The sequence below is a fragment of the Actinokineospora cianjurensis genome (assembly GCF_003663795.1).
GTDB classification, from domain to species: domain Bacteria; phylum Actinomycetota; class Actinomycetes; order Mycobacteriales; family Pseudonocardiaceae; genus Actinokineospora; species Actinokineospora terrae.
The window spans coordinates 59,313-78,546 of sequence record NZ_RCDD01000011.1; the positions used below are offsets into that span (position 1 = coordinate 59,313).

Below are 19,234 nucleotides of genomic sequence, written 5' to 3' on the forward strand. Positions count from 1 at the left end.
TCCGCACCGGATTCGCTACCGGTGTCCACCCGATACGGTGAAAAACGTCCATCGTGGACTCGAAACCGCCGCCCGAACCGGTCGCGCTCGTAGTGTTGTCCCGGGGACGCCCCGTACCGCCACTGGAGTGAACCTATGTCGTCGGACCAGGCAGGCCAGCGAGCCAGACCCGCCCTCGCGGGGTTGCTCGACGAGGCCACCCGCCTGCTCGGCGGCGACGACCCGGCGAGAGTGGCCGACCTGCTGCACGAGGCGGTCCTGGGTGGACTCGACCCGGACGACACCACCGTGCTGCGCTCGGTCATCGGCCTGGTGCGCGCCCTCAACGACAGCTCGGTCGAGGACGGCGGGGTCCCGCTGCCGCGCTCGGGCCTGCAGCCGGTCGCCGACCGCGCCCTGGTGGTCACCGTCAACCAGGACGGCAGCATGGCCGTCGCCCCGGACGCGCTGCACGAGGTCCTCGGCTACCCGATCACGGCCCTGCCCGCGCGCGGCATCGGCGAGCTCGTGCACCCGCACGACCGCGCGGGCCTGGAGCGCGCCTTCGCCTCCCTGGCCGCCGCGCCCGGTTCCCAGGTCGAGGTGGACGCCAGGGTCCGGCACGCCGACGGCCGGTGGCTGGTGCTCGCGATCAGCATGGTCAACCTGCTGGAGACGACCGGCATCAACGCCGTCGTCGCGCACGGGCACAACGTCACCGAGAAGCGGGCCGCCGACCGGGCGCTGGCGGTCGAGCGGGCCAGGCTGCGCGAGCTGGTGCTGCACCTGGCGGGCGGGGTGGTCGTCGACGACGGCTACCGGGTGCTGCTCGACAACACCGCGTTCGACCGCATCTTCCGGCCGGGCCGCCCGGTCACCGGTGTCACCGTCGCCGAGCTGCTCGACCTCATCGCCAGCGAGTGCGCCGACCCGGTGCCCGCCTGGGAGACCCTCGACCGGATGGTGCGCTCGGGCACCGTGCACCGCGCGGTGCGGCTGGCGCTGGCCGGTGGCCGGGTGGCGACCTGCGACCTGGTGCCGCTGCGGGCCAGCTCCTCGATGGGCACCCTCTGGTACTTCCGCGACATCACCCGCGAGTCGGTGGCCCGCTCGGAGCTGGAGGAGACCAACCGGGCGCTGGAGGAGGCGGCGAACCTCAAGAGCCGGTTCGTGGCCACCGTCTCCCACGAGCTGCGCACGCCGCTGACCGCGGTGCTGGCCTTCGCCGAGATGCTGGAGGACTGCCCGGACCCGTTCTCCGCCCAGCAGGCCGCGCACCTGGCGGTCATCAGCCGCAACGCCAACCGGCTGCTGCGCCTGGTCGACGACCTGCTGCTGCTCTCGCGGCTGGAGACCAACCAGCTGTCGATGTCGTTCACCGACATCGACGTGGCCGACCTGGTCGTCAAGGCCACCGAGAACCACGTGCCGATCGGCGCCCGCGGCGGCATCTCGGTCACCGCCGCGGTCGGCACCGGCCCGCACATCCACGGCGACCCGGCGCGGCTGACCCAGGTGCTCGACAACGTGCTGACCAACGCGCTGAAGTTCACCAAGACCGGCGGTGCGGTGCGGGTGTCGGCGACGGCGGACCAGGCCAGCTGGACCATCGCGATCTCCGACACCGGCATCGGCGTGCCCGCCGCCGACCTGCCCGGCCTGTTCGACGCGTTCACCAGGGCGTCCAACGCGGGCGCGGCGGGCATCCCCGGCAGCGGGCTCGGGCTGTCGATCTGCAAGCAGATCGTGGCGGTGCACCAGGGCGCGATGACCATCGAGAGCACCGAGGACGTCGGCACGACCGTGCGGGTCACGCTGCCGACCGGCCCCGGCGCGGACGACGAGGACATCGAGGGGATCGGGGGCGGCAGACCGGCGGTCGGCGGGAACGGCAGCGGTGAGGGGATCGGCACGGGCGGGATGGGGCGGCGATGAGCACGGTGCTGGTGGTCGAGGACGAGCCGGACATCGCGCTCGCCCTGCGGGTGATCCTGGAGCGCGCCGGGCACGAGGTGGTGGTCGCCCCGGACGGCCGCCAGGGCCTGCGGGTGCTGCACGAGTCGCACCCGACGCTGGTGCTGCTCGACATCGGGCTGCCGGTGATCGACGGCTGGATGGTGCTCGAGCGCATCCGCGACGTCAGCGACGTGCCGGTGCTGCTGCTGACCGCGCACGGCATGGAGGCCGACAAGGTCCGCGGCCTGCGCGGCGGCGCGGACGACTACCTGACCAAGCCGTTCTCCACCAGCGAGCTGCTGGCCCGCATCGAGGCCATCCTGCGGCGCACCGAGCAGGCGGGCGGCAGCGGCCAGACCGAGGTCTACGACGACGGCGTGGTCCGGATGGACCACCGGTCCCGCCGGGTGTTCGTCAACGGGTCGGAGGCCGAGGTCAACGCCACCGAGTACCGGCTGCTCTCGACGTTCGTCCAGCACAAGGGCGCGGTGCTCTCGCCGCGGCAGCTGCTCAACCTGGTGTGGAACGACCCGACCGGCATCGGCGCCGACCGGGTCAAGTTCGCGGTGCTGCGGCTGCGCCGCAAGCTCGGCTGGTCGGCCGACGACTCGCCCATCAAGGCCGCCCGCGGCATGGGGTACCGCTACGACGTCCCGAAAGCCTGAGCGCTTTCCCGTCTGTGGTGACGCACCGTCAATACCGACAATTGACCCATGCGGAACAATTGCCTCGATTCTCATTGGTCGCTATTGTCCGGTTGGCCCGAAAGAAAGGGTAACCGGGCGGGCGAATGCCGACGACGCGGACGCCGAAAAGACACGCCGGTCGCGAGCACCATCCGGTGTGTTTAATTCCCATGTTCGGAGTGTGCCGCAGAACACACCGCGTTCTTAATGCCGGTGCTACGCTCCCCGGATTTCCACGGCCCTGGCGGGGCGGGCGAGCGGGAGGCGGCATGGCTGGCCACGCGAGCGGGCAGTCGGCGCACTGGCCGGAGTTCGGCCGCCGGATGCGCGAGTGGCGCAGGCGGGCCGGGCTCACCCAGGCCCAGTTGGGCCTGCGGGTCGGCTACCACCACAGCCTCATCTCCAAGCTGGAGAGCGGCGTCCGGGTGCCCCCCGCAGGGCTGGTCGACTGCCTCGACCAGATCCTGGGCGCCGACGGCGAACTGATCGCGCTGTGCCGGGAGCCCGCGCGGGAACCCGACCCGCCCCAGCGCACCCTGTTGTCCCTGCTCCCGGGGGCGGGGGTGGAGCCGGTTCCGGTCGCGGTGCGGTTCTGGCCCGCGACCCTGCCCGAGGACGGGATCGGCTGCCCGCTGCACGGCCACCTCGGCTGCGCCGTGCCCGACCTCGACACTGCCCGCGACGTGTTAGCCCTGGTCGGGCCCGGGAAGACCCCGCCGAGGGGACTCGAACCCGACCTCACGCACGTGCTCACCGCGCTGCTCGTCGAGTACTCGCGGCAGAGCCTGGAGAGCGGCTCGGCGACCGTCTTACCCGCGGTCGAGTGGCTCCTGCACGCACTGACCCGACTCGGCGACACCGGCGACGACCCGCACCCCGCCCACCAGCGGCTGGCCGCCAACCTCGCCGCCATCGCGGGCAGGCTGCGCATGCACCGGGGGCAGACCACGCTCAGCATGGCCTGGTTCGGCCACGGCCTCGCCCGCGCCGACCTGGTCGGCGACGTCGGCGTCCGGGTCCGGCTGCTGGCCGAGGTCAGCACCCTGGCCAGGCTCGACGGCGACGCCGACACCGCGCTCGCCTGCGGGCGCGCGATGGCCGCTGCCGACCCCGGCCGCCCGTGGACCACCGTGTTGGCCAACATGTCCCTGGCCAGGGGGCACGCCGCCGCCGGGGATGACGCCGAGGCGCTGCGCGCGGTCGCCGCGGCCGAGACCGCCTTGGGCCTGTTCGACGAACGCGACCACCTCGAGGCCCCCTGGCTTGGCGGTGACCAGGGCAGGCTGCGCATGGACGCCGCCGCGGGCGCGGCGCTGCGCGACCTCGCCGTCGTGACCGACAACCGGGCCCTGGCCAGGCAGGCCGTGGTGGTGACCGGCCAGTCCGCCGCCCTGGTCCCCGAGCGGATGCGACCGGCGGCGCTGCTGCTGTCGGTGCGGCTGGCCGACGCGCACGCCTGCGCCGGTGAGCCGGACGCCGCGGTGGCGATCGCCGAGCAGGTCCGGGTGGAGGCCGAGGCGGCAGGCCGCGCGACCATCACCGCGGAACTGGCCGGGCTGCGCGCCAGGCTCGGGCGGCGCTGGGGCGCGGTCGCCGCGGTGCGCGAGTTCGTCGACCGGGTTCCCGAACCCGGCGGGCATACGATCCGGCCATAGCGAAAACCCCGTTCTGGCGAATCGGACAAAGCGGTTGTGGCATTCACCAGGACTTATGGGGAAATCGCCGGAGTAGCGCCTGCTGGGCGAATTTGCCGGTGTTTGACAATCAGGCGTTCCCACTGTGGATTCCATTGACTGTCACATGGCGATATCTGAATGCTTCGCTGCGCTCGGTGACGTTCGCGTTCCACCCGGCGGTGCACAGCCCACGAGGCCGGAGCAGGGCGCACCGAGCGCAACCCTGCCCACAAGGAGTATTCGATGAAGCGCAGAACGATGACGGCCGGGGTCGCCCTGGCTGTCTTCGCCGGGACGGCGGTCGCGTTGACCGTCAGCCCGGTGTTCGCCAGCCAGGAGCAGCAGGCCCAAGCCCAGGACCACCAGGCGCTGGCCGTCTCCGCCGCCAACCGCGCGGCCGTGAGCGGCCTGGACGCCCTCGCCAAGGGTCCGGACGAGGCGTACTCGCGTGACCTGGTCACCCCGTACGTCAACGACCTCTACTCGGTCTCCTACCAGCGCAGCTACCGCGGCCTCACGGTCGTCGGCGGCGACGCCACCGTCCTGGCCGACGGCCAGGGCCGCGTCCAGGCCATCGCCGCCGCCACGAAGTCGAAGGTGGCCGTCCCGTCCACCACCGCCGTGGTCGGCAAGTCGGCAGCCGAGCAGACCTCCCGGGGCCTGCAGGCCAAGACCACCAAGGTCGAGTCCTCCCGCCTGGTCGTCAAGGTCACCAACGACGCGCCGAAGCTGGCCTGGGAGCACGTGCTGGTCGGCACGACCAAGGAGGGTGGCCCGAGCCACCTCAACGTCTGGGTCGACGCCAACTCCGGCGCCGTGTTGGACAAGGTCGAGGACGCCGCGCACGGCACCGTCAACGGTGAGTGGAACGGCAACGTCAACATCGACACCACCAACTCCGGTGGCACCTACCGCCTCGTCGACCCGAACCGCCCGGGTCTGCAGTGCGCGGACTACAGCGGTGGCGCTGTCTTCTCGAAGTCCTCGGACTCCTGGGGCACCGGCTCGGAGACGAGCAAGGAGACCGGCTGTGGCGAGCTGATGTACGCCGCCCAGCAGGAGTGGAACATGCTCCGCGACTGGCTCGGCCGCACCAGCCACAACGGCTCCGGCCGCAGCTGGCCCGCCAAGGTCGGCCTGAACGAGCAGAACGCCTACTGGGACGGCTCCCAGATCACCATCGGCCGCAACTCGGCCAACAAGTGGATCGCCTCGATGGACGTCGTCGGCCACGAGTACGGCCACGGCCTGGACCAGAACACCCCCGGCGGCACCTCCTCCGAGGCCGGCTTGGGCGAGGGCACCGGTGACATCTTCGGCGCGCTGACCGAGGCTTACGCCAACAACGCCAAGGACGTCCCGGACTACCTGGTCGGCGAGACGATCAACCTCGTCGGCAACGGTCCGATCCGCAACATGTACAACCCGTCGCTGGTCGGCAGCAACCCGAACTGCTACAGCGCCTCGATCCCCAGCACCGAGGTGCACGCGGCAGCGGGCCCGCTCAACCACTGGTTCTACCTGCTCGCCGAGGGCAACAACCCCGGCGGCGGCAAGCCCACCAGCCCGATCTGCTCGGGTGGTCCGTCCTCGATCACCGGCATCGGCATCAAGGACGCCGGTCGCGTCTTCTACGGCGGCATGCTGCTCAAGACCAGCGGCATGACCTACAAGAAGTACCGCATCGCCACCCTGAGCGCGGCGAAGACCCTGGACTCGACCTGCAACCTGTTCAACAAGACCAAGTCCGCGTGGGACGCCATCACCCTGCCCGCGCAGTCCGGTGAGCCCACCTGCACCGGCACCCCGGGCAACGAGTTCTCCGTGTCGCTGAACCCGTCCTCGGGCTCGGTCGTCAAGGGCAACTCCGCCACCTTCTCGGTCGCGACCCAGACCACCTCGGGTTCGGCGCAGAACGTGACCCTGTCCGCCTCGGGCCAGCCCTCCGGCGTGACCGTGTCCTTCTCGCCGACCTCGGTGCAGACCGGTTCCTCCTCCACCGCGACCGTCGCTGTCGGTTCCTCGGTGGCCAACGGCACCTACACGATCACCGTGACCGCGGCGGGCGCCACCAGCCACACCGCGACCTACTCGCTGACCGTCACCGGTGGCGGCAACCCGGACCCGACCGCGCCGAACATCGACGTGGCGGCCGTCCAGGGCCACCTGACCCAGCTCAACACCATCGCGACGAACGCGGGCGGCAACCGCCGCGCGGGTAGCTCCGGCTACACCCAGTCCGTCGCCTACGTCAAGGGCAAGCTGCAGCAGGCGGGCTTCACCGTCGCCGAGCAGAGCTGCACCAGCTGCACCTACGTGTCGAACAACCTGATCGCCGACTGGCCCGGTGGCGACACCGCCCAGACGATCATGTTCGGCTCGCACCTGGACAGCGTCTCCGCGGGCCCCGGCATCAACGACAACGGCTCGGGCTCGGCCACGCTGCTGGAGAACGCCCTGCAGCTCGCCGCCAAGAACCCGACCATGCTCAAGCACGTCCGGTTCGCCTGGTGGACCGACGAGGAGCAGGGCCTCAACGGCTCGAAGTTCTACGTCAACCAGCTGAGCTCGACCGCCCGGTCGCAGATCAAGGCGTACTACAACTTCGACATGGTGGCCTCCAAGAACGGCGGCTACTTCATCAACAACATCAACACCACCGCCGCCGCGCCGCTCAAGGCGTACTGGGACTCGCTGAACCTGTCCCCGCAGGAGAACGTCGAGGGTGCGGGCCGCTCGGACGACTACTCGTTCCAGAACGCGGGCATCCCGTCCTCGGGCTACGCCACCGGTGCCTCGGCTCGCAAGACCTCCGCTGAGGCCACCAAGTGGGGCGGCACCGCGAACGCCGCCTACGACTCCTGCTACCACAGCTCCTGCGACACCACCTCGAACATCAACGCCACGGCTCTCGACCGCAGCGCTGACGGTGTCGCGTACACGATCTGGAAGCAGGCCGTGGGCACCACCACGCCGACCAACGACTTCTCGGTGTCGTTGAGCCCGACCTCGGGCACCGTCCAGCAGGGCGGCTCGGCCACCACCACGGTGTCGACCCAGACCACCTCGGGCTCGGCGCAGAACGTCACCCTGTCGGCGACCGGTGCCCCCTCGGGCGTCACCGTCGCCTTCAACCCGAGCTCGGTGCAGACCGGCTCGTCGTCCACCGCGACCATCAACGTCGGCTCCTCGACGGCCGCGGGCAACTACCAGATCACCATCTCCGGTGTGGGTAGCGCGACTCGCTCGGCGACGTACAACCTGACCGTGGGCAACACCAACCCGGGCAACTGCACCGGCTCGAACGTCATCGCCAACGGTGGCTTCGAGTCCGGCACCACCCCGTGGACCACCACCTCCGGTGTCGTCGACAGCTCGGCGCAGGAGGCCCCGCACGGTGGCTCGTACAAGGCGTGGCTGAACGGCTGGGGCTCCACCCGGACCGACAGCGCGGCGCAGACCGTCACCATCCCGGCGGGCTGCTCCAACTCCACGCTGACCTACTGGCTGCGCATCACCACCGCGGAGACCGAGAACGTCCAGTACGACAAGCTGACCGTCACCGTCGGTGGCACCACGGTCGCCAGCTACTCGAACGTGGACGCGGGCGGCTCCTACGTGCAGCGGACCATCAACGTGGGTCAGTTCGCAGGCCAGTCGGTCTCCGTGAAGTTCAACGGTGTCGAGGACGCGAGCCTGCAGACCAGCTTCCTCATCGACGATGTGGCGCTGCAGACCAGCTGATCTCGTGCTCTGACAACTGAACAGCAGCGGGGCGGGACCACCAGGTCCCGCCCCGCTGTCGTGCTCCCCGGTCGACTAGTCGATCCACTCCTTGGCGAGCAGCTCGAAGGAGCGGATCCTGGCGGCGTGCTCGTGGGTGATGGTGGTGACCATCAGCTCGTCGGCCCCGGTGACCCGGCGCAGCGTGTCCAGCTTCTCGGCGACCTCGCCGGAGGTGCCGACGAACTGGGTCTCGACGCGGTCGGCGACCAGCGAGCGCAGCTGGTCGGTCCACTCGAAGGCGGCGGCCTCCTCGGCGGTCGGGAACGGGATCGCGCCCTCGCCCGAGCGGATGCTGAGCACCCACTGGCCGTAGGGGCGGGCCAGCTCCCGCGCCGTGGCGGTGTCCTCGGCGACCACCACGTCGGCCGAGACCATCACGTACGGCTCGGGGAACGCCTCGGACGGCACGAACGCCGCCCGGTACGCCGCCACCGCCTCCAGCACCGACGACGGGCTCACGTGGTAGTTCGCGGTGAACGGCAACCCCAGTTCCCCGGCGGCCTTGGCGCTGGGACCCGCGCTGGAGCCCAGCACCCACAGCTGGGTGTCGGTGCCCTGCGCTGACGGCGCCTGGAACAGGTGGCCGTCGTCGTCGGTGTGCCCGGTGGTGAGGAACGCCAGGATCTGGCGCACCTGGACCCCGTAGTCGACCTCGTCCTCCCGCGCACCGAGCAGCCGGTGGCCTGCCTCGAACCGCCGCTGCACCTCGGGCCGGTCCAGCGCCCCCTTCGGCCTGCCGGGGATCACCAGGCCGTCCACGGTCCGCGAGGGCACCTGGGGGGCGCTGGTGGACCCGAACAGCTTGGCCAGGTCCTTGGCGCGCACCAGCCCGGACCGCCCGAGCCCGAGGTCGACCCGCCCCGGGTGCGCCAGCGCCACGGTGCCGAACTGCTCGGCCACCGACACCGGCGTGTAGTACCCGAGCAGGACCGCGCCGGACCCGACCCGGATCGCGCTGGTCGCCCCCGCGATGATCGCGCTGAGCACGGCGGGCGACGACGAGGCGACCCCCGAGGCGAAGTGGTGCTCGGCCACCCAGAACCGCCGGTACCCGAACTGCTCGGCCCGCTGCGCGAGCTCGACGGTCTCCCGCAGCGCGGCCGCGGGTCCACGCCCCGACGCGACCGGCGCCAAGTCCAAAATAGACAGAGGGACAGACATGGCTCCCCTTCCTCGATCACCCGAGCCGCCCCCGACGCTACCGCTCGGTCGGGGCCATTCCGCGATGTGGGAACCCCGGAATACCCACCCCCCGTGACCGGTTGCGGCAAGATCGACCCGTTCGGCGCAGTATCGACCACCCCCACCCACGCGATCCTCTCCACGGGACCACCCCGGGGGGAGCCGCGCTGTGCCCACGACGACCAGCCGCCATTCAGCCGCACCAGTCGCCACCCGCCCGCCCGCCCGCCAACATCCCTTTGGTGGAGCCCACTTCCACGGGGCAGGCCGGTCCGACTCCTTGTCCTCCATCCACCGTTCATCTGGTGGGACACGCTTCTGCTGGGATCCCTTACTCGTCGGGCCTTGATCTGTTTGGTGGCAGGCATTCAGCCGTGTGCGCGACCCGGGACCGTTGCTGCCAGGGCGATTCGTGGTCGGGGATGGGTGGTGTTGTTGCGGCGCCGGTTGGTAACGGTCAACACCTGGGCAAGGACTCGCGGCTCCGGCCGGATGGGCGGCGAGGTATGGGTTGTGGGGCAAGGGTTTGTGGCGTGGGCATGGGCGTGAGGGTGGCTCGCGGTGTGGGTGGGGCGGGGACTTGTGGTCCCGCAATCGGGTCGGGTTGGTGTGGTGCGGGGTGGGGGGATGGTTGTGGTGGGGCTTGGGGTCGCAGCGGGTGGGTTGGTGTGGGGGCGGTGGTTGGTGACGGGGGCGTGCGGGCAGCTCGGGGGGCATGTGACCGATCTGCTCGTGCGGCGCGGGGCCGCTGTGGTGGGTGTGGGGCGGCGCGAATGCCCCGGGGGGCACGGCGCCGTGCTCCCGTTGGACCTGCGTCGGGGTGTTGACCTCGACGCCCTGTTGCGGCGGTACCGGCCCACCCACGTGGTGCACCTCGCCGCGGTGTCGTCGCCCGCCGCGGTGGCGGACGATCCCGCGACGGGGTGGGCGCTGAACACCGAGGTCACCGAGCGGTTCGCCCGGTACGCCCGCGACCAGGACGCGTGGGTGTTCTACCCGTCCAGCGACTTCGTCTGGGACGGGTCGGCCCGCCGCCGCTACCGCGAGGGCGACGCGCCGGTGCGGCGCAGCGCCTACGCCTGGACCAAGCTCGCGGGCGAACGCGCCGTGCTCGACCAGGACGCGGGCGCGGTGGCACGGCTCTCCCTGCTGCAGGGCGACCCGGTGTGCCCCAGGCAGACCACCTGGACCCGGGTCGCCGCCGCGCTGCGGGCCGGGCAGGAACTGCCCGTGTGCACCGACGAGTACCGCACCCCGGTCGCCCTCGCCGACGCGGCACGGGTCGTGGTCGGGCTCGGTGAGCGCCGGGTGCGCGGCCTCGTGCACGTCGCCGGACCCGAGGTGTTGACCCCGCGGGACGTGGTCGTCCGGATCGCCGACGGCCTCGGGGTCACGCCGCGGCTGCGCGCCATCTCCCGCCGCGACCTGCCCGGTGGCGCCGACCGCCCGGCCAACATGGCCATGTCCGGCGCGCGCCTGGCCGCCCGGTGGCCCGAGTTGGCCCCCGGGCCGATCCGGGTGCGACCCGCGTTCGGCGTGGTGATCCCGGTGTACCGGGGCGCGGACGTGCTGCACCGCGCCGTCCACTCCCTGGCCGCCCAGGACTTCACCGGCGACCTGCACGTGGCCGTGGCCGTCAACGACGGCGACCCCGGGACCCTGCGCGCCGCGCACCGCCTCGCGCCGGTGCTGCGCGAGGTGGGCGCTCGCTGCGTGGTGCTGGCCGCGCCGCCCGGGCGCGTACCCGCGATCAACGCGGCCGAGTCCGTGCTGCCCGCGGGCGCGCGCCTCTACCTGGACCAGGACGCGGTCCTCTCACCCGACAGCCTCACCGCCCTGACCCGCGCGTTCGCCCCCGGGAGCGGCCTGCACTTCGCCGTCCCCGCTGTGCGCATCGCCGACACCGACAGCGTCGTCTCCCGCGCTTACTACCGCACGTGGCGCTCCCTTCCGTATGTCCGACAGTCCCCGGCCACCATGGGCGCGTACGCCGTGTCCGCCCTCGGCCGCACCCGTTGGGGCGCCTTCGCCCCCGTGCGCTCGGATGACAAGTGGGTGCGCTGGCACTTCGCCCCCGACGAGCGCGCGGTCGTCACGACGGCCACCTATGAGGTGATCGTCCCGCGTGGTCCCCGGGAGTTGGTGCGCGCCCGCCGCCGGTACCAGCGCGGCAACGAGGAACTGGCGCGGCTCCCCCTCGCCCACGGCGACGGCGCGGACCGCAACAGGGGAGTGGTCGCGTCGCTGATCCGGCAGCCGGCAGCAGCAGCCGTGTTCCTCGGTGTGCACGTCGCCGCGGCGGTGTTGGACCGGTGGTCGGCGAAGTGAGGGCTGGGTTGTTCTTCGTCATGGCACCAGTGTGTGGGGTTCGCAAGGTGTTGGGGTGGGGGAGTTGTCGGCTGTGGACAACTTCGGGGGTTGTTGATGGAGCGGTCGCGTGAGGGTGGACGTGGTGGTGCCCGCGCGGGACGAGGGCGCGTTGGTGGGGGCCAGCGTGCGGTCGGTCCTCGCGGGCAGCGCGGGGCTGGACGTCCGCGTGATCGTGGTCGCGAACGGGTGCTCCGATGACACCGCGGAGCGGGCGCGGGAGGCCGGGGCGACCGTCGTCGAGGTCGCGGGGGAGGGCAAGGCGGCGGCCCTGAACGTGGGGTTGGCGCGGTGCCGGGACGGCGCGGTCGTGTTCCTCGACGCGGACACGGTGTTGATGCCCGGGACGCTCGCGCGGATGGCCTCGGCGATGGACGCGCCGGAACCCCGGCTGGTCGGCCCACGACCGCTTGTGGTCCGGCCGTCCGGGTGGCTGGCGCGCAGCTTCTCGGCAGTGTGGACGCGGCTGCCCGCGGTGACCGGGGATGTCGTGGGCGCGGGCTGTTACGCGATCAATGCCGCCGGGCGCGCGCTGGTCCCCCGGTTCCCCGACGTGGTGGCCGACGACGCGTGGGTGCGGATGCAGTTCCAGGAGCGGATTGTTGCGGGGGAGTTCCTGCTGGTCTTCCCCGAGGGTCGCGAACTGGTCGACGTCGTCCGCCGCTGGCGGGACGGCAACGCGGCGCTGCCGGAGGCACCGTCGGCGGGGGCGGGGCAGAACCTGGGGTTCGTCATGCGCAACCCGGCTTTGTGGCTCCGGTTGCCCGGGTTCGTGGCGGTGCTGGCGTTGGGGCGGAGGCAGCGGGGGTGGGCGCGGTCGGAGGGGGTTCGGGTGGCGGGCCGGATGGCGCCTGGGTACACGTTCCTCACGGAGGGGGCTTCGGTGGAGGGGGCCTACGACCGGCTTTACGCGCTGGCGTCGCGGTTTCCGGGGGCGGGGGTGTACGGCGGCGGGACTTCGGGGGAGGTTCGGTTCGGCAAACCCCGGGGAGCGGCCCTGGTGGAGACGCGGCTGTGGGAGCGGATGGGACGCCCGGCCGGCATCGGCGAATTGTGGGCGAGAGCGCGAGCGGCGGGGGCGACACCGATGGTGCTGCCGCTGCGGGCGGGGCGTGCTGAGCAGCCCCCGAATCCAGCCTAGTTGCCGCTGACCAGGGGAAACCAGGGCCGCGTCCGGGCTGTGGATGGTTGCCGGGGATGGGGACAGGCAGGGCAACGGGCTGCTCGAATGAGTGAGTGGGGGAGGCCCAGAGTGGTGCGAGTTCGAGGCGGGAAGGCGCCTCCAGGGGGGTGCGAGGTGGAAGCGAAGGCGCCTGCGGGGATGCAGCCGGGCTGAGCAGCCCCCGAATCGAGCCTAGGGCGCGGTGACCGGGGGAAACAGGGGCGGGTTCCGGGCTGTGGACAACTCGCGGGGATGGGGATGGGCAGGCGCGGAAGTGCCCCCGAATCGAGGCTAGTGGGGGTGGGGTGGGGGGACCGAGGGGAGTGGTTCCGGGTGTGGACAGCTCGTGGGGATGGGGACGGAGATGCCTGTGTGGACGGACGTGGGGGTGGTGCTCTGCGGGTCAAGGGGTGTGCTTTGTGCGGCAAGACCGTTACCGGGGGTCGCGGGTCATACTCGGGGGTATGACGGCGACGACTGCGCGGGTTCGGCATGTTCTTGATCCGTTGACCGGGGATGAGATCGGTCGGGTGCGGGCCGTCCTGGTGGCGGCGGGGCGGGTGGGGGAGAGCACCCGGTTCCCGAGCATTCTGCTGCTGGAGCCGCCGAAGGCCGAGGTCAGGGCGTTCCGGGAGGGGGACCCGGTCAGCAGGCGGGCGCAGGTCGTCGTGCTCGACATCGCCACCGGGGTGGCCAGTGAGGCCGTCGTCGACCTCGTCGCCGGGGAGGTGACCGGTTGGCGGGACCTGGGGCCGGGCGAGGGGCAGCCCGCGGTGCTGTTCGAGGAGTACGACCGCAGCGCCGACCTGGTGCGCGCCGACGAGCGGTGGCAGGCCGCGCTGCGCCGCCGGGGCGTGCAGGACTTCTCGCTCGCGTTCGTCGCGCCGTTGTCGCCGGGGTTCTTCGACTACGCCGACGAGAAGGACCGGCGGGTTCTCCGGGCGTTGACCTTCCTGCGCGACTTCGAGGAGGACAGCCCCTGGGCGCACCCCGTCGAGGGCCTGCTCGCCAAGGTCGACCTCATCACCGGCGAGGTCATCTCCGTCGAGGACAGCGGCAACGTCCCCGTCCCCGCCGAGCACGGCAACTTCGACGCCGAGCACGTCGGACCCGCCCGCACCACCCTCAAGCCGATCGAGATCACCCAACCCGATGGTGTCAGCTTCACCGTCGACGGCAACGAGGTCACCTGGGAGGGGTGGCGGTTCCGGGTCGGCTTCAACGCCCGCGAGGGCCTCACCCTGCACCGCGTCGAGTTCGACGGCGACTCCGTCGCCCACCGCGCCTCCATGGCCGAGATGGTCGTCCCCTACGGCGACCCCGCCCCCTGGCGCTACTGGATCTCGTACTTCGACGCGGGCGAGTACCTGCTCGGCAAGAACGCCAACAGCCTCAAGCTGGGCTGCGACTGCCTCGGCGTCATCCACTACTTCGACGCCGTCGTCGCCGACGACCACGCCAACGCCGTCACCATCCCGCAGGCCATCTGCATGCACGAGGAGGACTACGGGATCCTCTGGAAGCACACCAACATCCTCACCGGCGCCACCGAGGTCCGCCGCTCCCGCAGGCTCGTGGTGTCCTTCTTCGCCACCATCGGCAACTACGACTACGGCTTCTTCTGGTACTTCTACCTCGACGGCACCATCCAGTTGGAGGCCAAGGCCACCGGCATCGTGTTCTGCGGCGCTGCCGAGCCGGGCACCACCTCCCCGTACGCCGCCGAGATCGCCCCCGGCCTGATGGCGCCCGTGCACCAGCACCTGTTCTGCGCCCGCCTGGACATGGAGGTCGCCGGGGAGCGCAACACCGTCGACGAGGTCGACGTCGTGGGCATCCCGATCGGCCCCGACAACCCCTACGGCAACGCGTTCACCACGACCACCACCACCCTGACCAGCGAGTCCGGCGCGCAGCGGGTCGCCGACGCCACCAAGGCCCGCACCTGGGTCATCCGCAACGACGACAGCACCAACCGGCTCGGCAAGCCGCGCGCGTACCAGCTCATGCCGCACACCGGCCCCACCCTGCTGGCCCAACCGGGGTCCACCGTGGCCGCGCGCGCCGCGTTCGCGACCAAGCACTTGTGGGTGACGCGGCACGACGACGCCGAGCGCTTCCCCGCCGGGGACTACCCCAACCAGCACCCGGGCCGCTCAGGTCTACCGACGTGGACCGAAGCCGACCGCGACCTGGAGAACCAGGACCTCGTCCTGTGGCACGTGTTCGGCCCGACGCACGTGCCGAGGCCCGAGGACTGGCCGGTGATGCCGGTCGACTACAGCGGCTTCAGCCTGCGACCGCACGGCTTCCGCGACCGAAACCCCGCGCTGGACCTGCCGGACGGGGCCAAGTCCTGCTCGCACTGCCCACCCGGACAGTGTCACTGCGACCACTAAAGAACCGCCACACCCCATCTGCAACTTGCGTATACGGTTGTTGACTCCACCCGCAGTGGCGGAATCGCGACCAGAACGTGACCCGTCCTGGACTTTCCCGGGCGGGTCGCGTCCGTACGGGGCAGGCTGGGACCGCTGTGTCCAGGAGTCCCACCGCATTTCGGTATTTCTACGGACACAGTGGCCCACCCCACAGGCGCACGCTGTTCGCCACACCGCCACCCCCCGTTGCCAAGGATGGTGTTTCCCCGTGAGTGTTCTGTCCATTGCGGACGTCTGGGTCGAGCGATCGGGTCTGCCGATCGTGCGCGGCGCGACGGTCGCGGTCGCCAGCGGCGCGGTCACCGTGCTGCTCGGGGCGAACGGGGCGGGCAAGACGACCCTGTTGGAGGGCGTCTCCGGGGCCATCCCGGTCGCCGGGGGCGAGATCACCCTCGGCGGCGCGCGGATCGAGAAGCTGCGGGCCTGGCGCAGGGCGCGCGCCGGGCTCGCTCACGTCGAGCAGAACCGCACCGTGTTCCGCGACCTGTCCACTGAGGACAACCTGAGGGCTGCCTGCGGGCCGGGCGCCTCGGTCGACGAGGTGTTCGACCTGTTCCCCGAGCTGCGCAAGCAGATCTCCGCCCCGGCCGGGCTGCTCTCCGGCGGCGAGCAGCAGATGCTGGTGGTCGGCCGCGCGCTGCTGGGCAGGCCCAAGGTGCTGCTGGTCGACGAGATGTCGCTCGGCCTGGCGCCGATCGTGGTGGAACGCCTGGTCCGCGCGGTGCGCCAGCTCGCAGACAGCGGCGTCGGGGTGCTGCTGGTCGAGCAGTTCGCCAACCTCGCCCTCGGCATCGCCGACCGCGCCTACGTCATGGCCAGGGGCGAGGTGGTCTACGCCGGTGACGGCAGGGACCTGCTCGCCGACGAGTCACTGCTGCGGGCCCTCTACCTCGGCGACACCCGGGTCTGACACCCACCCCCAAGACAAGACCGGCGACTGGAGTCACACGAAGTGGACACTGTGCGTAAGACCCGGCCTCAGGGCGGGCTGCTGGCCGCGGCGGGGCCACTGGGCAAACCGCTCCCGCTGGCGCTGGCCGTCGCCGCGGTCGTGGTCGTCGTGCTCTCGGCGGTGTCGGACAGCTCCACGCTGTTCAACCTCACCAGCGCCGCCGTGTCGGTCGTGTTCATGCAGAGCTACGGCCTGATCACCGGCCGCGCGGGCGTCATCTCGCTGTGCCAGCTCTCCTTCGCCGCCATCGGCGCGTGGACCGTGGGCTGGGCCAACGTCAACGACGTCCCCGGCGGCCTGTACGTGTGGCTGCTGCTCGGCGGCCTCGCCGCGGTCGTCGCCGGCCTGCTCATCGGCCTGCCCGCGCTGCGGCTGCGCGGCGTGAACCTCGCCGTCGGCACCTTCGCCTTCGCCATCGCACTCGACGTGGTCTTCGGCGGCCTCAACTTCCCCGGCCAGAGCAGCTCCGACCTCGTCCAACGCCCCGAGCTGTTCGACACCGACCAGGCGTACTTCGTCTTCGCCGCCACCGTCGCCGCCCTCATCTTCGTCGGCCTGTACTTCCTCGACCGCAGCCGCCTCGGCGGTGCCCTGGTCGAGATCCGGCACTCCGAGCGCGCCGCCGCCGCCCACGGCATCAGCGTCACCCAGGGCAAGCTCGCCGCGTTCGCCCTCAGCGCCTTCGTCGCGGGCATCGGCGGCGGCCTGATGGCCGGTCAGCTCGGCGTGGTCACCGCGAGCAACTTCTCCTCCTTCGCCTCGGTCGCCCTGTTCGCCATCGCCCTGTTCGTCGGTACCAACAACGTGGAGGGCGCCATCGCGGGCGGCCTCATGGGTGCCTTCGTGCCGGTGCTGATGGACGAGATCGGCATCCCGCAGGACCTCGCGTCGCTGCTGTTCGGCCTCGGCGCCATCCAGGTGCTGCGGATGGGCCAGAGCCAGACCGACCTGCTGCGCAGCCAACGCCGCCGCCGCAGGCTCGCCAAGAACCCGATCGCCCCGCTGCAACCGCCGCCGGTGTCGGTGTTCCCGCGCAAGCGCCCGGTCCGCGTCACCAGCAAGGGCGCCCCGGCGCTGGAGGTCCGCGACCTGCGGGTCACGTTCGGCAACCTCGTCGCCGTCGACGACGTCAGCCTCGTGCTGCCGCGCGGCCAGATCGTCGGCCTGGTCGGCCCCAACGGCGCGGGCAAGTCGACGCTCATCAACACCGTCACCGGCTTCACCAACAACTACACCGGCCAGGTCCTGCTCGGCGGCAAGCCCATCGACGCGCTCTCCGCCCACCACCGGGCCAGGGCGGGCGTGCGGCGCTCCTTCCAGCAGCTGCGCGTGCCCACCTCCATCTCGGTCGGCATGTTCCTGCAGGTCGCCGCCGGGAAGACGCTGACAGGCCGGGAGATCGACGAGCAGCTCGCGCTCTTCGCCTGCCCCCCGGCCGACACCCCGATGGAGGCCGTCGACGTCGCCACCCGGCGGCTGCTGGAGGTCGCGGGCCTCGCCGTCGGCCGCCCGCCGGTCCTGCTGCTCGACGAACCGGCCGCGGGCCACTCCAGCGACGAGACCCGGCTGCTGGTCGAGCGCCTCGCCGAGATCCCCGAGCGGTTCGACACCTCGCTGCTGCTGGTGGAACACGACATCGAGCTGGTCAGGGCCACCTGCGACCAGGTCGTCGTGCTCGACTTCGGCCGCGTCATCGCCTCAGGCCCGCCCCAGCAGGTCCTCAACGACCCCACCGTCATCGCCGCCTACCTGGGCGACTCGACCCGCTAGTCGACTCACAGACATCGAGCACCGCAGAGCACTGATCGAGGCACCACCCAGTACCCAGGCAAGTCCCTCTGTGTCCCAGGAGTCAACAACCATGCGCACAGCGTTAGTCAAGGTCGGCGGCATAATCGGCGCCGCGGTCATCGCCTCCTCCCTGGTGGCTGGCTGCGGCTCCAGCGACGACGGCACGATCAAGATCGGCGCCATCGCGGGCCTCACCGGCAGCTTCATCACCGAGGAGGTCGTGAAGACGGCCAAGCGCGTCTTCGACGACGTCAACGAGCACGGCGGCATCAACGGCAAGAAGATCGACTTCCTGGTCAAGGACGACGCGGGCAACCCGCAGCGCACCGCCCAGGTCGCCCGCGAGCTCGCCGACGACGACGTGGTCGCCATGGCCGCCTCCGGCAGCTTCACCGACTGCGACGTCAACGACGCCTACTACCGGCAGCAGAAGATCAGCTCGGTGATGGCCGTCGGCGCCAGCCCCAAGTGCTTCCAGAGCCCCAACATCGCCCCGGTCAACGTCGGCCCGTTCACCCTCATCACCGCCGAACTGCTCTTCGCCTCGCAGACGCTGAAGAACGACAAGATCTGCAACTTCACCGTCGTGCTGCCCGGCTCGGAGGAAGCGGTCAACAACGCCCTCGCCCAGTGGGAGAAGATCAGCGGCAAGAAGCTGGTCGTCAACGACACCACCGTGCAGCAGAGCGGCGACCTCACCCCGTACCTGCTCAAGGCCAAGCAGGCGGGCTGCGACGCGGTGCTGTTCAACCCCGGCGAGCAGATGGTCGTGCCGTTCCTCAAGGCCGCCCAGACCCAGGGCATGTCCGACGTCGACTTCCTGCTGATGGCCCCCGCCTACACCGAGAGCGTCGCCAAGGCCGTCGCCGACCTGGGCCTGAAGGTCTACGCGGGCAGCGAGTTCGAGCCGTTCACCGCCGACAGCGACGCCAACAAGGGCTGGAAGGACGCCGTCACCCGCGCGGGCGCCCCGGCGACCGCGTTCTCCCAGGGCGGCTACCTGGCCGCGGTGTTCCTGGTCGACGTGCTCAAGTCCATCAAGGGCGACATCACCCGCGACTCGGTCAACCAGGCGCTGCGCTCCATGCAGCCCATCAGCAACCCCATGGTCGGCACCCCGTTCACCTTCGGCCCCGGTGACCGGCACGCCCCCAACCAGGCGTCGAAGATGGTCGAGCTCAAGGACGGCAAGTGGGTCCCGCTCGGCGACTTCATCACCGTCCCGACCTCCTCCTGACCTGTGCCGTCCTGACCCG

Annotated in this window: 11 protein-coding genes; 10 read left to right on the plus strand and 1 reads right to left on the minus strand. The window is 71.2% G+C overall.

The features are described 5' to 3' along the window. Positions 1–135: 135 nt before the first annotated feature. From CLV68_RS32600 to CLV68_RS32615, 4 genes are all read left to right on the plus strand, one after another. Positions 136–1,914: a sensor histidine kinase gene (locus CLV68_RS32600; RefSeq protein ID WP_121394884.1), complete on the plus strand. Its 1,779-nt coding sequence runs from the start codon at positions 136–138 to the stop codon at positions 1,912–1,914. Further along, entirely contained in the window at positions 1,911–2,600 is a 690-nt protein-coding gene (locus CLV68_RS32605) for a response regulator transcription factor (protein WP_121394885.1), read from the plus strand. The genes CLV68_RS32600 and CLV68_RS32605 overlap by 4 nt, the downstream gene beginning before the upstream one ends. 290 nt (positions 2,601–2,890) lie before the next feature. Next, entirely contained in the window at positions 2,891–4,276 is a 1,386-nt protein-coding gene (locus CLV68_RS32610; protein WP_121394886.1) for a helix-turn-helix domain-containing protein, read from the plus strand. Between the two features lie 264 nt (positions 4,277–4,540). Then, complete coding sequence (locus CLV68_RS32615; RefSeq protein ID WP_246010246.1) at positions 4,541–8,041, plus strand: M28 family peptidase; 3,501 nt, start codon at positions 4,541–4,543, stop codon at positions 8,039–8,041. 75 nt (positions 8,042–8,116) lie between these two features. Here CLV68_RS32615 and CLV68_RS32620 read toward each other — a convergent pair whose 3' ends face one another. Further along, the gene (locus CLV68_RS32620) at positions 8,117–9,244 is read right to left on the minus strand and encodes an LLM class flavin-dependent oxidoreductase (RefSeq protein ID WP_121394888.1); all 1,128 of its coding nucleotides are present in this window, start codon (positions 9,242–9,244) and stop codon (positions 8,117–8,119) included. A 648-nt stretch (positions 9,245–9,892) separates the two neighbouring features. Here CLV68_RS32620 and CLV68_RS32625 point away from each other — a divergent pair. From CLV68_RS32625 to CLV68_RS32650, 6 genes are all read left to right on the plus strand, one after another. Beyond that, positions 9,893–11,593, plus strand: coding sequence for a sugar nucleotide-binding protein (locus CLV68_RS32625; protein ID WP_121394889.1), 1,701 nt, complete (start codon positions 9,893–9,895; stop codon positions 11,591–11,593). Positions 11,594–11,702: 109 nt separating this feature from the next. Continuing rightward, complete coding sequence (locus CLV68_RS35845) at positions 11,703–12,773, plus strand: glycosyltransferase (RefSeq protein ID WP_121394890.1); 1,071 nt, start codon at positions 11,703–11,705, stop codon at positions 12,771–12,773. A gap of 485 nt (positions 12,774–13,258) precedes the next feature. Continuing rightward, positions 13,259–15,193 (plus strand): primary-amine oxidase, encoded by a 1,935-nt coding sequence (locus CLV68_RS32635; protein ID WP_121394891.1) that lies wholly within the window; start codon positions 13,259–13,261, stop codon positions 15,191–15,193. A 250-nt stretch (positions 15,194–15,443) separates the two neighbouring features. Next, entirely contained in the window at positions 15,444–16,145 is a 702-nt protein-coding gene (locus CLV68_RS32640; RefSeq protein WP_121394892.1) for an ABC transporter ATP-binding protein, read from the plus strand. 42 nt (positions 16,146–16,187) lie between these two features. After that, a complete protein-coding gene (locus tag CLV68_RS32645; RefSeq protein WP_121394893.1) occupies positions 16,188–17,957 on the plus strand; it encodes a branched-chain amino acid ABC transporter ATP-binding protein/permease in 1,770 nt (589 codons plus the stop codon). A gap of 91 nt (positions 17,958–18,048) precedes the next feature. Further along, positions 18,049–19,215, plus strand: a complete 1,167-nt coding sequence (locus CLV68_RS32650; RefSeq protein WP_121394894.1) for an ABC transporter substrate-binding protein — start codon at positions 18,049–18,051, stop codon at positions 19,213–19,215. Positions 19,216–19,234 lie beyond the last annotated feature (19 nt).